The sequence below is a fragment of the Flavobacterium sp. 1355 genome, from assembly GCF_017833415.1.
GTDB lineage: Bacteria > Bacteroidota > Bacteroidia > Flavobacteriales > Flavobacteriaceae > Flavobacterium.
This window is the reverse complement of record NZ_JAFICC010000002.1, coordinates 211,480-237,449: the sequence shown is the minus strand read 5'-3', so window position 1 is coordinate 237,449 and position 25,970 is coordinate 211,480. Positions and strand designations below refer to the sequence as shown.

Below are 25,970 nucleotides of genomic sequence, written 5' to 3'. Positions count from 1 at the left end.
TGACAGAATCTTTTTCAACTTGTTGGGTTTCCTTTTAAACAAGTATTATATTTACAATCACAAAAGTATAAAATATCCTTATGATAACAAGTCTTTTTAGAAAATCTACACCATTAAATTATTCCTTGATTGTAATTTTGATACTGGTTTTCTTTTTTCTTTATCAAATTCAGGAACCTTCATGGGTAAGTTCTTCATTTTTGGCATTTCAAAAAATAAGTCTTTTGTGCTTCGTTTTTGCTTTATTTTTCCTGATTAATTTTATAGTAAAAAAGAACGGGCTCAGTAAAGACAACGGTTATTCGATATTTTTCTATTTATTGTTTATATTGTTTTTCCCGACAATATTTAATAATCCAAATGTAATTTATGCCAACTTTTTTATTTTACTGGCACTTCGAAGATTGATTTCACTGCAGTCACTAAAAGCTTCAAAAGAAAAAATATTCGATGCCTCATTTTGGATTTTAATAGCTTCTTTATTTCAATTTTGGTGCATTTTGTTTTTGATACTGGTTTTTATATCCATTATTTTTCACGTTTCACGCGATTATAGAAACTGGGTTTTGCCATTTATTGCGCTTATGGCAGTCGCAGTGATCTTTTTATTGATATCACTCATCTTCCATATCGATGCCATTAGTTTTTTTGAAAAGCGTGCTGTTGTAGATTTTAGTATCGATTATTTCAAAAACAATTATGAAAACGGCGCACTTTCAATTTACGTTGCAATTGTCTTGTTTTTTGTGTTTTCAATGCTGACCACCTTATCAAACAGGCCACAAATCGTCCATTCATCATACAAAAAAATTATAGCCTGCTTTTTTATAGCCGTCTTTGTTTATCTTATTTCTCCCAATAAAAGCAATGATTTATTATTATTTAGCATTGCACCATTAACGATTATGGCAGCAAGTCATGTAGAATATACGCAGAAAAGACTAAACAACGATATTGTTTTTTATATAGTGATTGCCTGTAGTTTATTTACTTTTTTCTCCCAATTATAATTTACTTCCGTAAGCAAGATCACCTGCATCGCCGAGGCCTGGAACGATGTAATTTTTTTCATTTAGCTTTTCATCCAGGGAAGCCACCCATAAATGGCAATTTTCGGGAAGATTTTTTTCCAGGTGTGCAATTCCTTCCGGGGCAGCAATAACCACAACGATATGAATTTCTCCTGGAGTTGCATTCTGAACCAGTTTTTCATGAACAGCAACTATAGACTGACCAGTTGCCAACATGGGATCGAGAAGCAAAACTGTTTTATTATTGATGTTTGAAAGTGCCTGATATTCAACCAAAATTTCAAAATAATCATCATTGTTTGGATGATGTCTGCAAGCCGAAACAAAGCTGTTTTCAGCATGGTCAAAATAATTTAAAAAACCATTATGAAGAGGCAAACCTGCGCGCAGAATAGAACACAAGACCAAATCATCACTTATTTCGGTAGTTCTTTTAATACCAATCGGAGTCTGAATTTCGACATTTTTATAAGACAATGTTTTGCTGAGTTCATAAGCCATTATTTCACCAATCCGTTCTATATTTTTCCGAAAACGCATGCTGTCGTTCTGTATATGAATGTTTCTGATCTGGCCCAAAAAATGATTTAAGATGCTGTTATTTTCAGAGATATAATGGATTTTCATAATGAGTTTTTATAATTATTTTTGTCTAATCTTTGTTGATAACGAAAAATTAAAGGATTTTTTCCCACTATAAAAGTATAAAAAGTATCTTTGTGTCTATAAAAAATAAAGACATGTTTTCAAAATTAGCATATTCAGTTTTCGAACAAAGTATAAAAGATTATCATAAATTTGATAATGTAGATCAGCCAATAAATAATCCTTATCCAAAAGATAAGTTTGAACATTTGTTATATTTAAAGAATTGGATTGATACAGTACAATGGCATTTTGAAGATATAATTCGTGATCCGCAAATTGACCCTGTTGCAGCACTGACTCTTAAAAGAAGAATTGATGCATCTAACCAGGAGCGTACAGATATGGTTGAATATATTGACGGTTACTTTTTACAAAAATACAGTAATGTAAAAGCAAAAGACGGCGCAAAAATCAACTCAGAAAGTCCGGCTTGGGCTTTTGACAGATTATCTATTCTGGCTTTAAAAATTTATCACATGCAGGAAGAAGCTACACGCGCTGAGGCTTCTCAAGAGCACAGAGATAAATGCCAGGAAAAATTAAATATTCTTTTGGAGCAAAGAAGTGACTTGTCGACAGCAATTGAAGAATTACTTACAGATATCGAAAATGGAGAGAAATTCATGAAAGTGTACAAACAAATGAAAATGTACAATGATGATGATTTGAATCCGGTATTATATCAAAACAAAAAATAGTTGGTTACAAAATTGTCCAGGACTATTCAACATATAGCCGTCATGAGACTTTCCGCAATGGGAGATGTCGCCATGACGGTTCCTGTTTTACGCGCTTTTGTAAAACAATATCCAACAGTAAAAATCACTGTAATTTCACGTCCGTTTTTTAAACCTTTTTTTGAAGGAATTCCAAATCTCGAGTTTTTGGCCTTTGATGAAAAAAAACGTCATAAAGGATTTCCAGGCCTTTTGCGTTTATATTCAGATGTAAAAAAATTAAAAATAGATGCTTTTGCAGATCTTCATAATGTATTACGATCTAAAGTTGTGAGTCTGCTTTTTGCTTTAAGCGGAAAAAAAAGAGCAACGGTTGACAAAGGACGTGATGGAAAAAAAGAATTGACACGAGTCGAAGAAAAGATATTCAAACAATTGCCAACCATGTTCGAAAGACATGCAAAAGTGTTTGAAGAACTTGGTTTTACTTTAGATCTGACGAATCCTGAATTTCCAAAAAAAGCAGTTTTAAGCGCCGAGATTACAGATTTAGTTGGAGAAAATTATCAGAAGTTAATTGGGATTGCACCTTTTGCGCAATATGATTCAAAAGTTTATCCTTTGGATCTTATGCAGGAAGTTATTGCAAAACTAGCCGAAAATAAAGATCAGACCATATTACTTTTTGGTGGAGGAAAGAAAGAGATCGAAATTTTAGATTCACTTTCTGAAGCTTTTAAAAATGTGATAAATGTTGCCGGAAAAATTAAATTTCAACAGGAGTTAAAACTGATAAGTAATCTTGATGTCATGCTTTCCATGGATTCAGGAAATGCTCACATTGCAGCAATGTTAGGAGTAAAAGTGATTACACTTTGGGGTGCCACGCATCCGTATGCAGGATTTTTGCCATTCAATCAAAGTCTTGATAATGCACTGGTTTCAGACAGACATATATATCCAAAACTGCCAACTTCTGTTTACGGAAATAAAATAGTAGAAGGATATGAAGATGCTATGAGAACTATTTCACCAAAGAAAGTTGTAAAAAGAATTCAAAATTTACTATAGAAATCCCAACTTGATAGTTGACGATATTATCAATAAAAAAATTCCAAATCCCAATATTAAAATTGGAATTTGGAATTTTTTTATTTTGGAATTTAATTAACGTCTAAACATCATCAAAATCTACATAAATAGTTTCTGAAGTTGGATGCGCCTGACAAGTTAAAACTAATCCGTCGGCAATTTCTTTGTCTGTTAAAATGGAGTTTTTGGTCATTTCTGCCGTTCCTGCTGTAATACGGGCTAAACAGCTGCTGCAAATTCCTCCCTGGCAAGAATATGGAGCATCAATTCCTTTTTTTAATGCTGCATCAAGAATAGTTTGTTTTTGAGACATTTCAAAAGAGACTTCTTCATCATCTACCAAAACAGTAATTTTTGTATGCCCTTCTAAAGAAGCTGAGATTTCGTGTTCTTCTGTAGAAGAAGTAAAAAGTTCAAACTTGATAGCCGATTCTTTTACATTTTTCTCTTTCAGAATAGCCGAAACAGTATTAATCATTTCTTCTGGCCCGCATAAGAAAAATTTATCAAATTCTAATTCTTTGTGCTTGTTGTTAAGTACAAAATTTACCCCCGATTTTTCTATTCGTCCAAACAAAGCATTTTCAGCTTTGGCCTGACTAAAAACATAATGTATAAAAAAGCGTCCTACATATTGCAGCTGTAAGTCATGCAGTTCCTGATAAAAAATAGTTTCGTCAGGAGTTTTATTTCCATACACTAATACAAATGAACTTTTTGGCTCACTTTTCAAAACAGATTTTATGATAGAAAGCACAGGAGTAATTCCGCTTCCTGCCACAAAAGCAGCATAATTTTTTTGTCTTTCTGCGTCTGGTTCAAAGGTAAATTTTCCTTCAGGATGTCCTACTTCAAGAACATCTCCCGCTTTTAATTTGGTATTTGCAAATTGCGAAAACAAACCATTTTTTACAGCCTTAACAGCAATTCTCAATTCACCGCTTTCAGGAGCCGAGCAAATAGAATAAGCGCGTCTGATTTCTTGATTATCAAGAGTTAATTTTAAATTTATATATTGTCCGGCAATAAATTTATAGTCCGGTTTTAGTTCTTCAGGAACATTAAAAAGAACAGAAACAGCATCGGCGGTTTCGCGTCTAACCTCTTTAATTATTAGTTTTAAGAATGAAGGCATGATATTATATTTTCTGCAAAAGTAGCAAACAAGAGCTAATTGACACTTACTAATTATTTTTTTTTAACTTTTTTTGTAACGTTTCCATACATTTGGTCTCTTACTATAAAACTGAAAACCAAAGAACCATGATTAAAAAGTTTATTTATCTCGAATGGAAAGCCTTTACCAGATCTGCGTCGTTTGGAACAAACCTGGCCATGAAAATTTTAATAGGTTTTCTGATGATTTATTTTTCGATTGTTTTTATCGGAATGGGAGTAGGGGCGTTTTATATTCTAAAAGAAATGAATATGGAGCCGTTGATCACGATCAACAAGTTTTTGATTTATTACTTTTTATCAGATTTGGTACTTCGGTTGCTCATGCAGGCCATTCCTGTTTTAAATATAAAACCGTTGTTGGTTTTTCCTTTCAAAAAACCAACAATTGTTCATTTCTCACTGGGCAAAACAGCTTTGTCTTTTTTTAATTGGATTCATGCCTTTTTCTTTTTTCCGTTCTCTGTGGTTTTACTTATAGAAGGCTATGATAGTATTAGTGTTGTCTTGTGGCTTGTGGCTGCTTTTTCATTCGTTTATATCAATAACTTTCTAAATATAATTTTGAGCAATATTGACAAATTGTTTATAGTTTTCATCGGGTTAATCCTGGCTTTGGGAGCAGCACAATATTATAAAGTTTTTGATGTAACCATTTTTACGACACCTTTTTTCGAAGGGTTTTATGACACAAAATGGATGTTTCTTATTCCGGTTCTGGCCTTGATCGGGTTGTATGTCTTTACATTCAAATATTTTAAAAACAATCTGTATCTGGATGCCGGACTTTCTAAAAAAGAAGATATTGCCACAACAGAAAATCTTTCGTGGTTAAACCAGTTTGGGACTTTGGGAACATTTCTTAAAAACGATATTAAACTAATTAAAAGAAATAAGAGATCAAAAATGACCATATTGATGAGCGTGGTTTTCTTGTTTTACGGATTTTTATTTTTTTCAGGTGGTATAGAAACATATGACAACCCTACGATGCATATTTTTGCCGGCATATTTGTTTCAGGCGGATTTCTATTTACTTTCGGACAATTTGTACCAAGTTGGGACAGTTCTTATTACCAGCTTATGATGACTCAAAACATTCCATACAGAGGATACATTACTTCAAAATGGTGGCTGATAGTTATTGCAACCGTTATATCTACAATCGCTGCATCCTTTTATATTTATTTCGGATTACATTATTATATCATAATTGTTGTAGGTGCGATTTATAATATTGGCATCAATTCACATTTGGTGCTTTTAGGCGGTGCATACACAAAAACTCCAATTGATTTATCTTCGGCCAGTGGTGCTTTTGGAGACAAAAAAGCGTTCAATATAAATGTAATGTTACTTACGATTCCTAAGTTGTTACTTCCTATAGTTTTATATTGGATTGGTTTTAAAATTAGTGGTCCAAATCTTGGTTTAGCGTTCGTTGGTTTGGTGGGAGTTACTGGTTTTGTATTAAGAAACAAAGTCTTTTCATTAATAGAAAAAAGATATAAAATAGAAAAATACAGTACAATAAGCGCTTATAAACAAAAGAATTAATTACAAGATGTGCCAATTTGATAATAAGATAATTTTTATCAGATAGAATCAAATATCAAAATAAAGAATTGATTTTTTAATCTAAAATCACCATTTAAAATCTAAAACATTATGATACAAGTAACCCAGCTTTCAAAAAAATATAACGACATAACAGTTTTAAACATTGACAATCTTGAAATTCCAAAAGGGCAGAGTTTTGGATTAGTAGGCAATAACGGAGCAGGAAAAACAACTTTTTTCAGCTTGCTTTTAGATTTGATCCAGCCTTCTACAGGATATATAAAAAACAATGATATTCAGGTAAACACAAGTGAAAACTGGAAATCTTTTACCGGCTCTTTCTTAGATGAAAGTTTTCTTATCGGATATTTAACCCCTGAAGAATATTTTTATTTTATTGGAGATCTACGCCATCAAAACAAAGCCGATATTGATGCTTTACTGGCAAAACATGAAGAATTTTTTAATGGAGAAATTTTGAAAAACAAAAAATATCTAAGAGATCTCTCCAAAGGCAACCAAAAAAAGGTAGGTATAATTGCAACACTTATTGGTAATCCCGAAGTGGTTATTCTAGACGAGCCATTTGCAAATCTGGATCCGACAACAGTTAGCCGACTAAAAAAAATTATCAAAGAACTAGCTGAAGATCCTAATGTTACGGTTCTCGTTTCAAGCCATGATTTGCAACACACAGTTGAGGTTTGTGACCGAATTGTTGCACTCAATAAAGGAGAAATTGTAAAAGATATTCAGACATCAAAAGAAACGCTGCAGGAACTGGAATTGTTTTTTTCAGTTTAAGTTTATATATTACAAAAAGAAGCGTATTTTTACAAGTCATTATACTAAAATTCTTATTTTGCAGTTAAATGACTTAAACTCTTTCTATTGAAAAAGATTACTCTAAAATATAGTTTTTTCTTTGTGTTTCTATTCCTTTTGATAGCTTGTTCTACCAAAAAAAACACATTTTTGTCTCGTAATTCGCATGCGTTAAGTACGAAGTATAATATTTTGTATAATGGCGGTATTGGGTTAGACAAAGGTTTACAGTCAATTCAGGGTAATGACCAGGATAATTTCTGGAAAACATTACCCATTGAAAAAATGCAGTTCGATGAAAGTTTTCCTGACGAAAACAAAGCAAAAAACCCCGATTTTGAAAAGGCGGAAACAAAAGCCACAAAAGCCATTCAGAAACACTCCATGAACATTGGCGGAAGAGAAAAAAATTATCAGATCGATGAAGCGTATTTAATGCTCGGAAAAGCCCGTTATTATGATCAGCGTTTTATTCCTGCCCTAGAAGCATTTAATTATATTTTATACAAATATCCAAACAGCAGTAATATATACACAGCAAAAATCTGGCGCGAAAAAACCAATATGCGTTTAGGAAATGATGCTATTGTTGTAAAAAACATCAACCTTTTATTAAAAAAGACAGACTTAGACAAACAAACTTTTTCTGACGCAAATGCTTTGCTGTCTGAAGCATTTATAAATCTAGAAGAAAAAGACAGTGCAGTTGCCAAGCTCAGAATTGCCGAAGAGTTTAGCCGTGTAAACGAAGACAAAGCCCGATACCGTTTTATTCTGGGACAAATGTATCAGGAGCAGGGAAAAAAAGATAGCGCAATTTATTTTTACGACGGAGTTATAGACATGAATCGAAAAGCCGATCGTAAATATATGATGCACGCTTACGCGAAAAAAGCCCAGTTGTATGATTATGAAAATGGCAATGATACTATATTTTTAAAAACGTATAACAAACTGACCGCTGATAGGGAGAACAGACCTTATTATGATGTTTTGTTTTATGAAATGGGAGTCTTTTATGATAAAAAGAAAGAAAAGGAAAATGCTTTAAAATTTTATAACAAATCGTTAGGCAGAAAACCAAAAGATCCATATTTGGCTGCTTCGACTTATCGTAATATAGGTAACATGTATTTTAAAGAGACAAATTACTCAATGGCCGCCAAATATTACGACAGTACATTAGTAAAATTAGATCCGAAAACAAGAGAGTTTGCCTTCATAGAAAAAAACCGAAAAAACCTTGATGACGTTATAAAATACGAAGCAATTGCGAAACGCAATGACAGTATTATTATGGTATATGGTTTAACTGTTCCTGAAAGAAAAATTTATTTTGAAAAATACATAGCAGAATTAAAAAAGAAAGATGAGGCCAAACGCATCCTTGAAGAAAAGGAAAAAGAAAGACTGGCAAATATTGACCGCAACTCAAAAGCCGATGAGCCAATAGCTGTAAATCCGCAATCACAGCCAGGCAGCCCTCCGGGAGTTGGAGCATTTAACCCACCAACAGGAAATGATCCGGTAAGTACATTTTATTTCTATAATCCAACAACGGTTGCTTATGGTAAATTGCAGTTTAAAAAAATGTGGGGCAGCAGATCTTTAGGAAGTTATTGGAGAATGGCTTCGGCAAAAGCTGCAAACGATGATGCAATGTCAAAAGAAACGGAGGCCAATCAGGATTCTTTAAACATTGTAAAAGATTCAATAGTTATAGAAAAGTATACAACAGCATTTTACGAAAATCAACTTCCGACTGCACAAACAGCAATGGACAGTATTGGCAAAGAACGCAATTTTGCTTATTATCAGTTAGGCCTTATTTATAAAGAAAAATTTAAGGAAAACAAATTAGCAAGTGATAAACTGGAACAGTTATTAAAGAACAATCCGGAAGAAAAACTGGTTTTGCCGGCCATGTATAATTTGTACAAAATTTACGAAATCACAGATCATGCAAAAGCACAGGCTATAAAAGCTAATATTACATCGACATACCCAAATTCAAGATATGCCCAAATTTTAAATAACAGCAATAGTGAAGATTTGGCATCTCCCGAAAAAGAATATCAAAAATGGTATAAGTTATTTCAGGAAGAACAATTTAATATGATTTTGGATAATATTGATAATTTAATCAATCAGTATTCCGGAGATGATATTGTTTCTAAGTACGAATTATTGAAAGCCAATACTTTAGGAAAAGTAAATGGTTTGGCGGCTTATAAGAAAGGTTTAGAAGGAGTAGCAGACAATTATCCAAATAGTGTTGAAGGAAAAAATGCCCGCGAACTTTTAGAAAAACAAGTTCCAATTTTAGAGCGACTTAGCTTTACCACAAATGACAATAAAAATTGGAAAATTATATACCCGGTTTCTAACAGCGATACTAAAACGGTTCAAAAGATTGAAGAAGCAATCAGAGTATTTTTATTAGTTGAAAACTTTGAAAGGTTAACAACTTCTTTCGATAAATACAATAAAACTGAAAGTTTTGTAGTTATACATGGTTTAAAATCTGAAGCTTACGCGAATGACATTGCCGGTGTTTTTAGAGATGACAAAAAGTATAAACTCTCTAATCAGGCGATTATAATTTCTGCGGAAAACTATAAAACCGTTCAAATCAAGAAAAATCTTGATGCCTACTTAGTCCCCAAAAACCCATAATATAATGTTTGAAAAAGTTAAAAAACCCGGTACAGAACTGTTAGGAAAAACTAATAGAATTGTTGAAGGAACATCAATTGTCGGAGACATTGTCTCAAAAGCTGATTTTAGATTAGACGGAGAGTTGATAGGAAATTTTACTTCACAAGGTAAGCTCGTAATTGGAGCAAAAGGAGCTGTAAAAGGAGAAATAATATGTAACAATGCAGATATAGAAGGAGAATTCCACGGAAAAATAAAAGTGCTGGAAATCCTTAATATAAAAGCTACTGCAAAAATACACGGCGAAGTTCTGGTAGGAAAACTTTCGATCGAACCAGGAGCTGAGTTTACAGCAACCTGTACCATGATTACAACTTCGAAAGAAATCCCGGAAAAAAATGGAAAAGGAACCGAACAAAAACCAACGGAATAAATGGATCGCACTCATTAATATCCCATTTCAAATGGGTATTATTATTCTTGCATTTTCTTATTTCGGAATGTGGCTTGATGAAAAATACTCAAACGGATCTTCTGTCTGGACAATAGTTCTATCTTTGTTCTCAGTTTTTTTGGCACTTTATAATGTCATAAGGCAAGTTAAAAACTTAAACAAATAATGAATAGAGTTGTAGATTTTTTAAAATATTTCATTCCTTTTTCAATTGTACTATTTGCATCACAATATTTTGTGATGCAATCCCTATCTTCACAATTTAGTTTCTTCTACTCCGCATGGAGTATTTATATTTTCAATATTGTATCTACTTTCGTGGTTTATCTCTTATTGATTTATGTAAACAAAACCTTCCCGACTTACACTGGATTAACTTTTCTTGGAGCGAGTCTTTTTCGGATGATGGCAGCAGTCGTTTTTCTAATTCCATTTATAAAATCTGATATCAAAGATCCGATCACAGATGTCAGCACGTTTTTTATCCCCTATTTTTTATTTTTACTTTTTGAAACATACTTTACAATTAGACTAATTAATAAAAGTTAATTAACTCATTATTAATTAAATTGTAGTTAAAAAAATGAAATATTAAAAATTACATCGATATATTTTCGATTTTCAATTTTATATGTACCTTTGCAAAAAATTTTTGAAACCTAAAATTAGATACAGATTTAATAATGATAAGTTCAAATAAACCAGTTCAGTACTTACTAGTTGCCTTATTCGCATTTACATCGTCGATCAATTTCGCTTCAACTCCTATTGGTAGCGTTTCTGCTGAACACGAAAAGGTTGTGGTAACAGAGGAGAATCATGCAGTAGCAAACGGTCACGGAGAAGGTGTTGGACACGAAAAAGAAAAGGAATTTAATGCAAGTGAATTGATTAATTCGCACATTGGAGATTCTCACGATTTCCACATTGCTGATTGGGATGGTCACCCAATTTCTTTTAGCCTTCCGGTTATTTTGTGGACTAATAATGGATTGGAGATTTTTTCATCAGAAAAATTTCATCACGATAATTTAGGTCATCATGTTATTGATGTTAATGGTCAAAAATTAGTTCGTTATAAAGAAGTTATTTTTTATGCTGACAAATTTGAAGCAATGACAGCAGAAGAAAGAGACAATGGAGCTTTTGCATTTAATGCAAGACCTTTGGATTTTTCAATTACAAAGAATGTATTCTCAATGTTAATGTCTGCAATTATTTTATTTTTGGTATTTTTTGCAGTAGCAAGATCATATAAGAAAAATAGAAATGCACCAAAAGGATTAGCAGGTTTCTTAGAGCCTCTTGTAACTTTTGTAAGAGACGAAATTGCAATACCAAATATAGGTACAAAAAAATATGCTAAATATATGCCATATCTTTTGACTATCTTTTTCTTTATCTGGATCAACAATCTTATCGGTTTAATTCCTTTTTTCCCATTTAGTTCTAACCTTACAGGAAATATATACTTTACATTTGTAATGGCATTTATTACTTTCGTTGTTACAACTTTAAGCGGAAACAAAAATTACTGGGGACACATTTTTAATACACCGGGAGTTCCTGTGTGGTTGGCTCCAATTATGATTCCTGTAGAAATTATCGGGATGCTTACAAAACCTTTTGCTTTAATGATTCGTTTATTTGCAAACATTACAGCAGGTCACATTATTATCTTAAGTTTAGTTTCTTTGATTTTTATTTTTAAAACAGTTGCTATCGGACCAGTTTCTGGAGCGTTTGTTTTATTCATGTCTGTTTTAGAAATGTTAGTTGCTGCTTTGCAGGCGTATGTATTTACATTGCTTTCAGCACTATTTATTGGTCAGGCCGTTGAAGAGCACGATCATCATTAATCAGAGTTTTATTAATTATTAACTATATAAATTTATTATTATGGTATTAGCTGGAATCGGAGCTGGATTAGCTGTAATCGGAGCAGGTCTTGGTATTGGAAAAATTGGTGGTTCTGCAATGGACGCTATTGCTCGTCAGCCAGAAGCTGCTGGAAAAATCCAGACTGCTATGATTATTGCTGCTGCACTTATCGAAGGTGTTGCACTTTTCGCAGTAGTTGTTGCGTTAATCGCAAAATAATTAAAATCTAAAACTTCCTGTAGCGGTTGGCTTCAGGAAGTTTTTTTAAAGACAAAACAATTTTAAATATATAATGTTATGCAATTAACTTCACCAGAAAGTTTAATTTTTTGGACAACAATTATCTTTATTGTTTTCTTCATTCTTTTGGCAAAATTTGCCTGGAAGCCTATTTTAGGAGCTGTAAAGAGCCGTGAAGAATCTATTAACAATGCTTTGGCATCTGCAGAAGCGGCTCGTAGAGAAATGCAAAATTTAACTGCAGATAACGAACGTATTCTACAGGAGGCAAGAATGGAACGCGATGCTTTATTAAAAGAAGCCCGTGAAATGAAAGAGCAGATTATTGCTGATTCTAAAAAAGAGGCACAAGAGCAAGGTTTAAAAATGATTGAACAGGCAAAAAATGCTATTCAAGTTGAAAAAAATGCAGCAATGGCAGATTTAAAATCTCAGGTTTCTTCATTGTCTCTTGAAATTGCTGAAAAATTATTGAAAGAAGAATTATCTAACAAAGATTCTCAGGCTAAATTGGTAGAGAAAATGTTAGGTGATGTAAAGTTAAACTAAGACTATGGCAAGTACAAGAGCAGCAATTCGTTATGCAAAAGCAATTCTGGACTTGGCAAACTCTAAAGGTATTGCCGAAGTTGTCAATAATGACATGAAGTCTATTGCTTTGGCAATTAGCACTAATGAAGAATTGAGTGCATTTATTCTAAATCCAACAATAAAAGGTGAGGTGAAGGAAAGTGCTCTTTTGGAGGTTTTTTCAAATGCAAATGGTGTTACTAAAGGTTTATTCCGTTTGTTGTTTGAGAACAAAAGATTTGAAATTCTAGAAGCAATTGCTGTAGAATATAATAAATTATTTGATGAAAGTAATGGAATTGAAGTAGCAAAAGTTACAACAGCTATTCCTATGGATGCAGCTTTAGAAGCTAAAGTTCTAGCTAAAATTGCAACATTGTCAAATAAAAAAATAACAATTGAGAATATTGTAGACCCTTCAATAATTGGGGGATTTATTTTAAGAATTGGAGATAAACAATACAATGCATCAGTTGCAAACAGATTACAAGTATTAAAAAGAGAGTTAAGTAATTAGTTTTATTACACATAAAGTGTCTAAATTATAAATTAAGATGGCGGAAATCAAACCTGCTGAAATTTCAGCAATATTAAGAAAGCAAGTAGAAGGTTTTGAATCTGGTGCTACGCTAGAGGAAGTAGGAACAGTACTTCAGGTTGGAGACGGTATTGCTCGTATTTACGGGTTATCTAATGTACAATATGGTGAATTAGTTGAGTTTGAAAACGGACTTGAAGCTATTGTATTGAATCTTGAAGAAGATAATGTTGGGGTTGTACTTTTAGGACCATCAACAGGAATCAAAGAAGGATCAATTGCAAAAAGAACACAACGTATCGCTTCTCTTAAAGTAGGTGAGAAAATGGTTGGGCGTGTAGTTAATACACTTGGTCTTCCGATTGACGGTAAAGGTCCAATTGAAGGAACTTTATACGAGATGCCATTGGAAAGAAAAGCTCCTGGAGTTATCTTTCGTCAGCCAGTTACTGAACCATTACAAACAGGAGTAAAAGCAGTTGATGCTATGATCCCGGTTGGTCGTGGACAACGTGAGCTTGTTATTGGTGACCGTCAAACAGGTAAATCAACTGTTTGTATCGATACTATCTTAAATCAAAAAGAATTTTACGATGCAGGAAAACCTGTATTCTGTATATATGTTGCAATTGGACAAAAAGCTTCAACTGTAGCAGGAATCGCAAAAATGTTAGAAGAAAAAGGTGCAATGGCTTATACAGTTATTGTTGCTGCAAATGCTTCTGACCCAGCTCCAATGCAAGTATACGCTCCATTCGCTGGTGCTGCAATTGGAGAATATTTTAGAGATTCTGGTCGTCCTGCACTTATTGTGTATGATGATTTATCTAAACAAGCTGTTGCTTACCGTGAGGTTTCTCTTTTATTAAGAAGACCACCGGGACGTGAGGCATATCCTGGAGACGTTTTCTACTTACACTCTCGTTTATTAGAGCGTGCTTGTAAAGTAATTGCAGATGATGGAATTGCTAAAAGCATGAATGATTTACCAGATTCTATCAAGTCTATCGTAAAAGGTGGCGGTTCATTAACAGCATTGCCAATTATCGAAACTCAGGCTGGTGACGTTTCTGCATATATCCCAACAAACGTAATTTCGATTACAGATGGTCAGATTTTCCTTGATGGAGATTTGTTCAACTCTGGAGTTCGTCCTGCGATCAACGTAGGTATCTCTGTATCTCGTGTTGGAGGTAATGCTCAGATTAAATCAATGAAAAAAGTTTCTGGAACTTTAAAATTAGATCAGGCTCAATTCCGTGAATTAGAAGCTTTCGCTAAATTTGGTTCTGACTTGGATTCAGTTACTTTAAACGTAATTGAAAAAGGAAAAAGAAACGTTGAAATCTTGAAACAAGGTTTGAATGATCCTTATCCTGTTGAAAACCAAGTAGCTATTATTTATGCTGGATCTAAAAACTTATTAAGAAACGTTCCTGTAAATAAAGTAAAAGAATTTGAAGCAGATTTCTTAGCTTACTTAAACAGTAAACATAAAGATACGCTTAACGCGTTGAAAGCTGGTAAGTTGGATGACAACATTACTGATGTTATCGAAAAAGCAGCAAAAGAAATTTCAGCAAAATATAACTAATTAGATAATTAGTAAATTAGATAATTAGAATGTCTTAGGATTACTTCTAATTATCTAATTTTCAAATTATCACATTTTCTAATTAATAGATGGCAAATTTAAAGGAAATCCGTAATAGAATTACTTCCGTTTCATCGACGATGCAGATTACATCGGCTATGAAAATGGTTTCTGCTGCAAAGCTTAAGAAAGCACAAGATGCAATCACTGCAATGCGCCCTTATGCCGAGAAATTAACGGAGTTACTGCAAAATCTTTCCGCTTCACTTGAAGGTGAAGTAGGAGGTGCATACACCACACAGCGTGAAGTAAAAAAAGTATTACTTGTTGCTATAACTTCAAACAGAGGTTTATGTGGTGCATTTAATTCAAACGTAATTAAAGAAATTAAAAACCGTACTGAATTTTACGCAGGAAAACAGGTTGATGTTTTTCCTATTGGTAAGAAAGGAAATGATGTTTTAGCAAAAACGCATAAAGTTCACGGTCATCATAATGCAATTTTTGATCATTTGACTTTTGATAATGTTGCTGGAATTGCAGAAAATCTAACTGAAAAATTCTTGTCTGGTGAGTACGATAAAATTGAATTGGTTTATAATCAATTTAAAAATGCTGCTACTCAAATTGTACAAGTAGAACAGTTTTTACCATTAGCTCCGATTCAATCAGACAAAACAGTTACTGCCGGAGATTATATTTTCGAGCCTTCAAAAGAAGAAATCGTGTTAACTTTGATTCCTAAATCATTGAAAACACAATTATATAAAGGCATTCGTGATTCGTTTGCTTCTGAGCACGGAGCGCGTATGACAGCTATGCATAAAGCAACTGACAACGCAACTGAATTGAGAAATCAATTGAAGTTGACTTACAATAAAGCACGTCAGGCAGCTATTACTAATGAAATCCTTGAGATTGTTGGTGGAGCAGAAGCTTTGAACGGATAAATAATATATTAAGAATAAAAAGAAAAGGGTCAACAATTGTTGACCCTTTTCTTTTATATATAAGTTTTTTTGAAAATTTTTTGATTTTAAAATGGTGATTCTCGATCAATTCAAAAACCGAGAATCAATACCATTTTAAGATTTATTGGCAGATCGTAGACACCTGCAGTGCTTTGTCTTTTATGGGAACAAACTAGCTTTATTAATCCCAATGCTCTGTTTTTTTGAGGGTTACATTTCAGCAGAATCAATCCCTTGTGCTTTGTCTTTTATGGGAACAAACTAGCTTTATTAGTCCCAATGCTCTGTTTTTGTAGGGTTACATTTCAGCAGAATCAATCCCTTGTGCTTTGTCTTTTATGGGAACAAACAAGCTTTATCAGTCCCAGTGCTATGTTTTTTTAAGGGTTACAAATCAGCTCTTTCTCAATCCCTATGTAGCAAATTTAAGAAGAGTTTAAGAAAAAAATCTTACATAATTTTTGACATTAATTTACATATTTCACATGTTTAGTTTTAAAATTGTATAAATGCAAGAAGAAAAATTGAGTATTTTTGCTATTTATTTTTATAAACAATGGAATTACAAATTCAGGAATTTACTACTATCCCAGAGATGCTGGCTCAAATTGAGACCATTCGATTTCTTTATCCCAACCTTTCTGCTGAAAAATATGAAAAGTATCTTTCTGCGATGGTTCCCCATAATTATACTCAAATTGTGGTTTTTGAGAATAATATTTGTTTGGGTATTACAGGCTGTTGGTCTGCAACAAAGTTATGGACAGGCAAATATCTTGAAATAGATAATTTTGTTGTTAATCCGGAGCACCGTTCAAAAGGGATCGGAAAGTTATTAACCGATTATATAGAACAAAAAGCTTTGGCTCTGGATTGCAGCAGTATTGTCTTAGATGCATTTACAGGAAATTTTGCAGCACACCGTTTTTATTATAATCAGGGTTATGGACCAAAAGGATTTCATTTTGTTAAAGTATTAGATGAAAATAAATTAACGTTATAAATTTACAATTACGTTTTTATTGAATCAACAAAACAATAATTAACCAAAGAAATGGTTATTTTTGTTGTATAAACTTTTATTACAAAAAAAATTTTGGGATTATATAAAAATCTATTCAAACAAACCGCTATTTACGGGCTCGCAACGGTTTTACCTCGCATGCTCAGTTTTTTATTGGTGAGATTATATACAGGTATTCTGCCAACAGCAGAATATGGAGAAGTGTCGATTGTTCTTTCCTGGATGGTTTTCTTTAATGTGGTACTTTCTTATGGAATGGAAACTGCTTTTTTTAGGTTTTACAGTGCTGAAGATGATAAGAAAAATGTTATTGCAACCTCTACAATATCTATTTTTTGGTCCTCAATTGGTTTTCTATTTGCAGCGTTAATTTTCAGAAATACACTGGCAAGCTGGGCCGAGGTCGACGCACAATATGTTACTTATTCTGTTTGGATTTTAGTTTTAGATGCTTTGGTTTTAGTACCATTTTCTAAACTTAGGGCCAATCAGAGGCCAATGGTTTATGCGGCAATTAAAATTGGAAATGTGGTAATCAATATGTTACTGAATTTTTTCTTTTTAATATATCTCCCAAAACTTGCAGCTTCACATCCTAATTCTGTTTGGGATAATTTATATGTAGAGAATTTCCAAATTGCCTATATTTTCATTGCGAACCTACTGGCTAGTTTGGCTACTTTTATTGTTTTGTCTCCAAATTATCTTTCGCTCGGGCGAAAATTTGACCCTGTACTTTGGAAAAAAATGATGAAATATGGTTTGCCTATTTTGGTCGCCGGTCTTGCGTTTGCAGTAAATGAGCACTTTGATAAAATTTTATTAGGTTATTTACTGCCTGAAAATTTGGCGAAGTCAGAAGTAGGTGCTTATTCTGCATGTTATAAACTTGGATTGTTTATGGTTTTATTTGCAACTGCCTTTAGACTAGGTATTGAACCTTTCTTTTTTAGCCATGCCAAAAACGAAAATGCGCCCCAAACGTATGCAGTTATTACCAAATATTTTGTGATTTTTGGTTCACTGATTTTGCTTGGAGTAATTGTTTTTGCAGATATTTTAAAATTTCTTTTACTGGACAACAAATCCTATTGGGAGGCCATGAAAGTAGTGCCTCTTATTATACTTGCCAATTTCTTTTTGGGGATTTACAATAACTTGTCAGTTTGGTATAAACTTACAGATAAAACAAAAATTGGGGCTTATATCTCAATTGTCGGCGCTATAGTAACTCTGGTTTTAAATTATATTTTAATACCAAAATATAGTTATTACGGATCTGCAATTGCGACTATTTCAGCATACGGTTCAATGATGTTAATATCTTATGTTTTAGGAAACAAATACTATCCAATACCATATGACACAAAGAAAATTGGGGCATATCTGGGTATTTCGATTTTATTTTCTGCTATTTCTTTTTACGGATTTAGAGAAAAATATTATGTTGGAATTCCGCTGCTTTTAATCTTTATTTATTTTGTTTATCATAACGAGAAAAGTACAATAAAAGGAATTATGAATAGAAAATAAGATTGGGTTTTTGTGAATCCAATCTCTACATTTTAAGAATTTAAAAATAAAAATGAAAATACAAATTATCAATAAATCACAACACGATTTACCAAACTACGAAACAATTGCTTCTGCAGGAATGGACTTGCGTGCAAACTTAACAGAATCTGTAACCTTAAAACCTTTGGAGAGAACAATTGTAAAAACAGGGCTTTTTATTGAATTACCAATTGGTTATGAGGCACAAGTTCGTCCAAGAAGTGGTTTAGCAGCCAAAAAAGGAGTAACAGTTTTGAATTCACCCGGAACAGTTGATGCTGATTACAGGGGAGAAATTGGAGTAATTTTGGTAAATTTATCTAATGAGGATTTTGTAATTGAAAACGGAGAAAGAATTGCGCAATTAATTATTGCCAGACACGAAAGAGCAGAATGGATTGAAGTTGAAGAACTTTCTGTTACATCCAGAGGAGAGGGAGGTTTTGGAAGCACGGGAGTGAAATAATTTTCAATCCCATCTTTATAAACCTTAGAATAAAACACTTTCGTAACAGGTGAATTGCGGTAAACTAATTTGAACCAAACCAACACTTGAAGATTTTAAATCTTCCCATAAAAATAAAATCAAATGAAAATAATCGTTCCAATGGCAGGTCGTGGATCACGACTGAGACCACATACATTAACAGTTCCAAAACCATTAATTCCTGTTGCAGGGAAATCTATTGTTCATCGTTTAGTCGGGGATATCGCTAAAATTCTAAAAGAACCTATCGATGAAGTTGCTTTTATATTAGGAGATCCTGCTTTTTTTGGTGATGACCTTGTAGAAAGTTTACAAGAATTAGCCGGAAGTTTAGGAGCAAAAGCATCAATTTACCGTCAGGATTTGCCATTGGGTACGGGACACGCCATTATGTGTGCAAAAGAATCTTTGTCAGGTCCGGCAGTTATTGCTTACGCAGATACTTTGATCAGAGCTGATTTTGAATTGGACCCTTCCGCAGATGCTGTAATCTGGGTTAAACAAGTAGAACAGCCAGAAGCATTTGGCGTTGTAAAATTAAACCCAAATAACGAGATTATAGAATTGGTCGAAAAGCCAAAAGAATTTGTAAGCGATTTGGCAGTAATCGGAATCTATTATTTTAAAGAAGTTGGCGACTTAAAAAAAGAACTTCAGAATGTGTTAGATAATAATATTCAAAATGGTGGTGAGTATCAAATCAATGACGGAATTAAGGCCATGATGGCAAACGGAAAGGTTTTTAAAACCGGAAGTGTCGACGAATGGATGGACTGCGGAAATAAAGATGTTACTGTTGAAACGAATTCAAGAATGTTAGGCTTTTTACACAATGACGGAGAACATTTGGTTGATTATAATGTAAAATTAGAAAACGCAACAATTATTCCTCCTTGTTATATCGGTGAAAATGTAGTATTAAAAAATGCGACAGTAGGACCAAACGTTTCATTAGGAAAAGGATGCCATGTAATTGACAGTACTGTTAAAAATAGCTTAGTGCAGACTTATTCTCAAATAAAAAATGCTAACTTAGATAATGCAATGATAGGAAATCACGTTGTTTATGATGGTAAGTTTACCAGCATCAGCATTGGTGATTATTCAGTTTTGGAATAAAACAATAATTTAAGATTCACATTGTTTAAATAGAAAATAAAAATGATCAAAAAAGGAGTTTTACTATTTTTATTTATCACTTTGCTTGGCAATATGCCATCGGTTATGGCTCAGACTGAACCGGAGGATATAGCAATGGCAACAGATGAATATCAGGACTCTTTTTATGAATCATTAAAACAAAAAGGAATCGAAAATTATGACAAAGCAATTGTATCATTGGAGAAATGTATTAAGTTAAAACCTAATGATGCTGTAGCTTATTTTGAATTGGGAAAAAATTATCTGGCATTAAAAGAATATAGAAATGCGCAGGATGCTTTTGAAAAAGCAACCCAACTAAATCCAAAGAATAAATGGTTCTGGCTTGGAATTTATGATGTAAGCTTCGAAACAAAAAACTACCCTTTGGCAATAGAAACAATTCAGAAAATTATTGTTTTTGATGAAGAATATAAAGACGATCTGATTTCGTTATACATGATTACCAATCAATACGATAAAGCTCTTGTTGCTATTAATGAGATGAACGAAAAATTTGGAAAATCTTCAGATCGTGAGATTTATAAAAACCAAATTTTGTCTCAGGGGAAATACCAAAAGGCAGAAATCGGTAATTTGATTGATCAGATTAAAAAGAATCCAAAAGAAGAATCGAATTATGTGAATCTGATTTTTTTGTATTCAAAAGGAGAGGAGACAGATAAAGCGTTGGAAGTTGCGAAACAACTGGCAAAAGAAATTCCAAATTCTGAATGGGGACAGGTAAGTTTATTTAAAGGATATTTGGACGATAATCAAGCAGATAAAGCTATTAAATCGATGAATGCAATTTTGTCAAGTGCAAAAATTGATTCAAAAATAAAACATCGCACGCTTAATGAATTTCTGCTTTATGTAAATAAAAATCCGCAATATGCTCCTGATTTAGAAAAAGCAGTTTCCTATTTTGATAACGATAAAGAAATCAATGTAGCCAAAGAAATTGGTAAATTTTATCACAATAAAAGCCAATTTGAGAATGCAATTAAATATTATGAAAAAGCTTTAAAAGCAAATTCAGATACAGATCGTGAAACCAATTTGCTTTTGCTTGAAGCTTATACACAGGCAAAACAATTTGAGCCGATGACAAAAAGAGCAATGAATATGATTGAAGTTTATCCGAGCCAGCCTCAATTTTATTACTATGCAGGTCTGGGAAACAATCAATTACAGCAGTTTAAAAACGCAAAAACAGTTTTGGAAATGGGACTGGATTATGTTGTTGATGACACAAAACTTGAGGCAAATTTTAACATACAATTAAGTGAAGCTTATAATGGATTGGGAGACGCTAAGAAAAAAGAGGAATACTTTTTGAAGGCAAATGAGTTATTAAAGAAAAAAAAGTAAAAGACTAAATGCAGATGAAAAAATATATAGTGATATTATTGGTTCCGGTTTTTATGATTTCGTGTAAATCTAAAGCTGTTGCCGTGCAAAACAATACAAATGAAGTTGTTGAAGCAAAAACAGACAAAAAAGCAGTAGAAAAGCATTACGAAAACAAACTGGATTTTTCGACATTATACATAAAAGCAAGTGCAAAATATGTTGATGAAAAACAAAGTCAAAATGTTACAGCCGAAATCAAAATCGAAAAAGACAAACAGATTTTAGTAAGCGTTCGTTTTTTGGGAATTACAATGGCCAAAGCATTGATTACACCAAATTCGGTAAGTTATTACGAAAAGATAAACAGTACTTATTATGACGGTGATTTTACAAGTCTTAGTAAATGGCTTGGAACGGAACTGGATTACAGCAAAGTTCAGAATCTATTGGTCGGAGAAGCATTGGATGATTTGAGAAAAGGAAAATATACGCAGACAATTGTAGAAAATCTTTTTCGTTTAGAAGATGAGAAAGATACCAAACTGAAAAAAACTTTCTTTCTGGAACCAGAAAAGTATTTGTTGCAAAAAGAACAAATTTCCCAGCCTGCAGAAAACAGAATGCTAGAGATTAGATACTCTGACAACAAAGTTTTTGATCAGGGAACAATCCCGACAACAATTGAAATTAATGCTGTTCAGCCTAAAGGGAAAACAGATATTAATTTAAATTACACTAATATTTCATTCAACGAAGAACTTTCTTTTCCTTATAGTGTTCCAAGTGGCTATAAAAAGGTTATAATTAAGTAAATTTGCAAAAAGAAAATAGAAAGATGCCAAAATTTCTCCTAAGCCTAATTTTTATATGTACCACAACATTTATGTGGGCACAAGATTCGCAACAAGAAAAACTTGAACAGCGAAAAGCTCAGATTCAGCAGGAAATTAGAGACAACGAAAAAATGTTGCAATCTGTAAAGAAAAAAGAAAAATCGGCGGTTAATGTAATTTTGATTCAGGCAAATAAAATCAAACTGAAAGAAAAACTAATCAATACGACAGCAAAACAAGAAAAGCTGTTGACTAATGATATTTATATTAATCAGCTTAAGGTTAATAAGTTAAAAAGAGAATTAAAAATTCTGAAGGAGGATTATGCTAAAATGATCTTAAAATCATACAAAAGCCGATCAGAACAAAGCAGGGCAATGTTTATTTTATCTTCAGAAAGCTTTTTGCAGGCTTATAAAAGAGCACAATATCTAAAACAGTATACCGCTTTTAGAAAAAATCAAGGTTTGGAAATTCAGTCAAAAAGCTCCCAATTATTAGATTACAATGCAAAATTAGACGGCCAGAGACAAGTTAAGAAAAAGATTATTGCCGAAAATAATAAAGAACGTATCGCTTTAGAAGCTGAGAAAAAAGAACAGCAAAAACTTGTTAATTCGATCAAAAAAGATAAAAATAAAATTATTGCCGATACAAGAAGCAAGCAGCAGGAAGCAAAAAGAATTGACAGACAAATTGATCGTTTAATTCGTGAAGCTATTGCAGAAGCAAACAGAAAAGCTGCTCTTGAAAAAGCGAAAGACAATCCTGGATCAACTGCTTCTACAGGACCGGTTTCTTCATCAAAAATTGCTTTAACTCCGGAGGGAAAGATTTTAGCTGCTGACTTTAAAGCAAACAGAGGAAAATTACCATGGCCGGTAGAAAAAGGATTTATATCACTTGGTTACGGAGATCAGCCACATCCTCTTGTTCCTTCTTTAACCGTTCACAATTCGGGAGTAGAAATTACTACAGAACAAGGAGCAAATGCCCGGGCGGTATTTGAAGGAGAAGTGTCGAGTATCATTGTCTTATCACCAATCAACAGAGCGGTTATGATTCAGCATGGAGATTATTTTACCGTTTATCAAAACTTAAGCCAGGTATTTGTAAATAAAGGGGATAAAGTAAACATCAAACAAAGTATTGGAAAAGTAAGAACGAGTGGAGACACAGGAAAAACAATTATTAAGTTTTTGATTCTTCAAAATACATCAAACAATAATCCGGAAGGATGGTTACAAAACAGATAACAAAAAAGGGAGCAAATTTTGCTCCCTTTTTTGTTGAAAAAACTAATTAATCATATTGTTCTAATAAATAACGGATAACATCGGTAGTGGTGACAATTCCTTTTAAGACACCATTATCAACCACCGGCAAAGCATGAAACTCTTCCTTCACAAAAATTTCTGCTAAATCTTTGATAACAGTTTCCGAGGATACAGTTTTTGGTTTTGAAGTCATAATTTGAGAAATAGTAAGCATATCCAGAATAGCTTCATCAGCTCCGTCCTGACCATCAAACAGAGCGCCAAAAGTTAAGCGATTTATATCAGTGCGGCTTATTATACCAATTACCTCTTTCCCATTCACGACAGGAATATGGCGGATAGAATTTGATTTTAATTTTGCTACAACTTCTTTAAGGTCATCATTTTGATTTACTGTAACTACACTTTTAGTCATTATATGACTGATTGGTTCTCTTTTTTTCATAATAGATAGTTGTTATATTTTATATCAAATTTGTATAATATTTCTGATAAAAAATATGACTTATATCATTTTTAAAACATTAATTCTTAGAATTCTAATTATAATATTTTTTTTAATTTTATAGTATCATAGAAATTTAGATAATGATAAAAACAAATAACAATGTAAAAATCATCCTTTGTTTATTTGAAATTGTATGATTGAATTTTAAAATAGTATTTTTGCACTATGGAAACAAACAGACAGAAAAAAATAGGCGGTGTCATCCAAAAAGATTTGGTTGATATTTTGCAAGGTGAAGTGCGAAAAAACGGAATCAGTAATTTGGTAATTTCGGTATCCAAAGTTAGTGTGACTTCAGACTTATCAGTAGCAACAGTATATTTAAGTATTTTTCCTCAGGAAAAAGCCAAGGAAACTTTAGAAGGAATAAAATCCAATACAACTTTAATCAAACATGACTTATCGCAACGTGTAAGATTACAATTGCGTCGTGTACCAAATTTGGTTTTCTTTATCGATGACTCTTTAGATTATATCGAAAAAATAGACAATGCTCTTGCCGGAAAAGAAAACCCAATAGAAAACAGAGATCTTTTAGAAAAAAGAAGAAAATCATAAATTGAATTTTCCCCTTTACATAGCCAAACGATATGTTTTTAGCAAAAGTAAAAACAATGCTATAAATATTATCAACTACATTGCCAGCATGGGAATTATTGTTGGTACAATGGCTCTTTTTGTGGTATTATCCGTTTTTAGCGGATTAAAAGTTTTTAGTCTTTCGTTTACAAATGAAATTGATCCTGATCTAAAATTGACCAGTACTTACGGGAAATCATTTTTGATTACTCCTAATCAGGAAAAAGAAATTAAAAACCTTGAAGGCGTTGCTTCGTACACCAAAATTATCGAAGAACGCGTATTATTTTTGTTTAAGGATAAACAACAAGTTACTAATTTAAAAGGAGTTGACAGTAATTATGTTGTTGTAAATGACATTAAGAAAAAACTGTTTAATGGACAGTGGATAAAACCCGATACTTATCAGGTGGTTGTTGGTTATGGAATTGCAAGGGATTTTTCTATGGGAATTTTGGATTTTGAAAATCCATTACAAATATTTGCACCCAAACCCGGAAAAGGAGCTTTTGAAAATCCTGAGGAAGCATTCAATAAAACAGATGTACTTCCTGTCGGAATTTATTCGATAAGTGAAGATCTGGATTCTAAATATGTATTTGCTGATTTAAGTTTAGCGCAGGAATTATTGATGTACAAATCAAATCAGATTTCGGGAATCGAATTTAATCTAAAAGAAAATGCAGATGAAAAATCCATTAATTCAGAATTAAAAAAGATTTTCAGAAACAAAATCACATTAAAAAACAGAGCACAGTTAAATGAGTCTTTATACAAAATGCTCAACACCGAAAATATTGCGGTTTATCTCATTTTTACTCTGGTAATCATAGTAGCTCTTTTTAATTTAATCGGTGCATTGATTATGATGATCCTGGACAAAAAAGGAAATCTCAAAACGCTTTTTAACCTGGGGACAGATATTAGCCATTTGCGAAAAATATTTCTGCTTCAGGGAACTTTGCTAAGTATATTTGGCGGAATTATTGGCCTTGCCCTTGGTATAATCTTAGTGCTGCTTCAACAAAAATATGAACTAATTATGATAACGCCGACTTTGGCTTATCCTGTAGTTTTTACTTTAGAAAATGTATTTGTGGTAATGGGAACTATTGTTTCTCTTGGCTTTGTGGCTTCTTTAATAGCCAGCAGCAGAGTAAGTGAAAAGCTGTTAGATTAAAATTTTCTGTTAAAAAATTATTACTTATATTTATCGTCTCAAAACTTTAAGCATATGATTGTTTCTGTTTAATCCTAATTAATTTTTATTAATAATTAGGATACTTACAATTTTTTC

At 32.8% G+C, this 25,970-nt stretch carries 26 protein-coding genes; 23 read left to right on the top strand and 3 right to left on the bottom strand.

Translation table 11 applies throughout. The features are described from left to right. Positions 1–80 precede the first annotated feature (80 nt). The gene (locus tag JOD96_RS03470; RefSeq protein WP_209562875.1) at positions 81–1,010 is read left to right on the top strand and encodes a DUF6427 family protein; all 930 of its coding nucleotides are present in this window, start codon (positions 81–83) and stop codon (positions 1,008–1,010) included. On the opposite strand, the gene upp is transcribed toward JOD96_RS03470, so the two are convergent. Continuing rightward, the gene (upp, locus tag JOD96_RS03465; protein WP_209562874.1) at positions 1,005–1,658 is read right to left on the bottom strand and encodes a uracil phosphoribosyltransferase; all 654 of its coding nucleotides are present in this window, start codon (positions 1,656–1,658) and stop codon (positions 1,005–1,007) included. The genes JOD96_RS03470 and upp overlap by 6 nt on opposite strands. A gap of 113 nt (positions 1,659–1,771) precedes the next feature. Between upp and JOD96_RS03460 the strand changes: the two genes are divergently transcribed. Both JOD96_RS03460 and JOD96_RS03455 read left to right on the top strand, forming a co-directional pair. Further along, on the top strand, positions 1,772–2,377 hold the full coding sequence (locus JOD96_RS03460; protein WP_209562873.1) for a DUF4254 domain-containing protein: 606 nt from the start codon (positions 1,772–1,774) through the stop codon (positions 2,375–2,377). A 42-nt stretch (positions 2,378–2,419) separates the two neighbouring features. Beyond that, entirely contained in the window at positions 2,420–3,427 is a 1,008-nt protein-coding gene (locus tag JOD96_RS03455; protein WP_209562872.1) for a glycosyltransferase family 9 protein, read from the top strand. Positions 3,428–3,530: 103 nt separating this feature from the next. On the opposite strand, the gene JOD96_RS03450 is transcribed toward JOD96_RS03455, so the two are convergent. Continuing rightward, positions 3,531–4,583: a ferredoxin--NADP reductase gene (locus JOD96_RS03450; protein ID WP_209562871.1), complete on the bottom strand. Its 1,053-nt coding sequence runs from the start codon at positions 4,581–4,583 to the stop codon at positions 3,531–3,533. Positions 4,584–4,711: 128 nt separating this feature from the next. On the opposite strand from JOD96_RS03450, the gene JOD96_RS03445 reads away from it, so the two are divergent. From JOD96_RS03445 to JOD96_RS03360, 18 genes are all read left to right on the top strand, one after another. Continuing rightward, positions 4,712–6,181 (top strand): DUF5687 family protein, encoded by a 1,470-nt coding sequence (locus JOD96_RS03445; protein ID WP_209562870.1) that lies wholly within the window; start codon positions 4,712–4,714, stop codon positions 6,179–6,181. Between the two features lie 111 nt (positions 6,182–6,292). After that, positions 6,293–6,988, top strand: coding sequence for an ABC transporter ATP-binding protein (locus JOD96_RS03440; protein ID WP_209562869.1), 696 nt, complete (start codon positions 6,293–6,295; stop codon positions 6,986–6,988). 87 nt (positions 6,989–7,075) lie between these two features. Then, positions 7,076–9,685 (top strand): tetratricopeptide repeat protein, encoded by a 2,610-nt coding sequence (locus JOD96_RS03435; protein ID WP_209562868.1) that lies wholly within the window; start codon positions 7,076–7,078, stop codon positions 9,683–9,685. Positions 9,686–9,689: 4 nt separating this feature from the next. Then, on the top strand, positions 9,690–10,100 hold the full coding sequence (locus JOD96_RS03430; protein ID WP_209562867.1) for a polymer-forming cytoskeletal protein: 411 nt from the start codon (positions 9,690–9,692) through the stop codon (positions 10,098–10,100). Beyond that, the gene (locus JOD96_RS03425; RefSeq protein WP_209562866.1) at positions 10,066–10,287 is read left to right on the top strand and encodes an AtpZ/AtpI family protein; all 222 of its coding nucleotides are present in this window, start codon (positions 10,066–10,068) and stop codon (positions 10,285–10,287) included. Before JOD96_RS03430 ends, JOD96_RS03425 begins: the two co-directional genes overlap by 35 nt. A gap of 517 nt (positions 10,288–10,804) precedes the next feature. After that, positions 10,805–11,980: a F0F1 ATP synthase subunit A gene (gene atpB / locus JOD96_RS03420; RefSeq protein WP_209562865.1), complete on the top strand. Its 1,176-nt coding sequence runs from the start codon at positions 10,805–10,807 to the stop codon at positions 11,978–11,980. 40 nt (positions 11,981–12,020) lie between these two features. Next, positions 12,021–12,221, top strand: coding sequence for an ATP synthase F0 subunit C (atpE, locus tag JOD96_RS03415; protein WP_031453874.1), 201 nt, complete (start codon positions 12,021–12,023; stop codon positions 12,219–12,221). 78 nt (positions 12,222–12,299) lie between these two features. Then, positions 12,300–12,791, top strand: coding sequence for a F0F1 ATP synthase subunit B (locus JOD96_RS03410; RefSeq protein ID WP_209562864.1), 492 nt, complete (start codon positions 12,300–12,302; stop codon positions 12,789–12,791). A 4-nt stretch (positions 12,792–12,795) separates the two neighbouring features. Next, positions 12,796–13,329 carry an ATP synthase F1 subunit delta gene (gene atpH, locus JOD96_RS03405; RefSeq protein ID WP_209562863.1) on the top strand — a complete coding sequence of 178 codons (534 nt, stop codon included), beginning with the start codon at positions 12,796–12,798 and terminating at the stop codon, positions 13,327–13,329. 37 nt (positions 13,330–13,366) lie between these two features. Beyond that, entirely contained in the window at positions 13,367–14,944 is a 1,578-nt protein-coding gene (atpA, locus tag JOD96_RS03400; protein ID WP_209562862.1) for a F0F1 ATP synthase subunit alpha, read from the top strand. 89 nt (positions 14,945–15,033) lie between these two features. Next, positions 15,034–15,894 carry an ATP synthase F1 subunit gamma gene (gene atpG, locus JOD96_RS03395; RefSeq protein ID WP_209562861.1) on the top strand — a complete coding sequence of 287 codons (861 nt, stop codon included), beginning with the start codon at positions 15,034–15,036 and terminating at the stop codon, positions 15,892–15,894. 577 nt (positions 15,895–16,471) lie between these two features. Further along, complete coding sequence (locus JOD96_RS03390) at positions 16,472–16,918, top strand: GNAT family N-acetyltransferase (RefSeq protein WP_209562860.1); 447 nt, start codon at positions 16,472–16,474, stop codon at positions 16,916–16,918. A 93-nt stretch (positions 16,919–17,011) separates the two neighbouring features. Further along, positions 17,012–18,472 carry a lipopolysaccharide biosynthesis protein gene (locus tag JOD96_RS03385; RefSeq protein WP_209562859.1) on the top strand — a complete coding sequence of 487 codons (1,461 nt, stop codon included), beginning with the start codon at positions 17,012–17,014 and terminating at the stop codon, positions 18,470–18,472. Between the two features lie 52 nt (positions 18,473–18,524). Continuing rightward, entirely contained in the window at positions 18,525–18,959 is a 435-nt protein-coding gene (gene dut / locus JOD96_RS03380; protein ID WP_116752296.1) for a dUTP diphosphatase, read from the top strand. 123 nt (positions 18,960–19,082) lie between these two features. Further along, the gene (locus JOD96_RS03375) at positions 19,083–20,099 is read left to right on the top strand and encodes a sugar phosphate nucleotidyltransferase (protein WP_209562858.1); all 1,017 of its coding nucleotides are present in this window, start codon (positions 19,083–19,085) and stop codon (positions 20,097–20,099) included. A 42-nt stretch (positions 20,100–20,141) separates the two neighbouring features. Further along, a complete protein-coding gene (locus JOD96_RS03370; protein WP_209562857.1) occupies positions 20,142–21,494 on the top strand; it encodes a tetratricopeptide repeat protein in 1,353 nt (450 codons plus the stop codon). Positions 21,495–21,508: 14 nt separating this feature from the next. Further along, positions 21,509–22,288 (top strand): DUF4292 domain-containing protein, encoded by a 780-nt coding sequence (locus tag JOD96_RS03365; RefSeq protein ID WP_209562856.1) that lies wholly within the window; start codon positions 21,509–21,511, stop codon positions 22,286–22,288. Between the two features lie 23 nt (positions 22,289–22,311). Further along, positions 22,312–23,565, top strand: coding sequence for a murein hydrolase activator EnvC family protein (locus JOD96_RS03360; RefSeq protein WP_209562855.1), 1,254 nt, complete (start codon positions 22,312–22,314; stop codon positions 23,563–23,565). A gap of 46 nt (positions 23,566–23,611) precedes the next feature. Here JOD96_RS03360 and JOD96_RS03355 read toward each other — a convergent pair whose 3' ends face one another. Further along, positions 23,612–24,031 (bottom strand): CBS domain-containing protein, encoded by a 420-nt coding sequence (locus tag JOD96_RS03355; RefSeq protein WP_209562854.1) that lies wholly within the window; start codon positions 24,029–24,031, stop codon positions 23,612–23,614. A 228-nt stretch (positions 24,032–24,259) separates the two neighbouring features. Here JOD96_RS03355 and rbfA point away from each other — a divergent pair, with 228 nt between their 5' ends. After that, a complete protein-coding gene (gene rbfA / locus JOD96_RS03350; protein WP_209562853.1) occupies positions 24,260–24,652 on the top strand; it encodes a 30S ribosome-binding factor RbfA in 393 nt (130 codons plus the stop codon). A 1-nt stretch (position 24,653) separates the two neighbouring features. Next, entirely contained in the window at positions 24,654–25,853 is a 1,200-nt protein-coding gene (locus JOD96_RS03345) for an ABC transporter permease (protein ID WP_209562852.1), read from the top strand. The last annotated feature ends 117 nt before the right edge of the window (positions 25,854–25,970 follow it).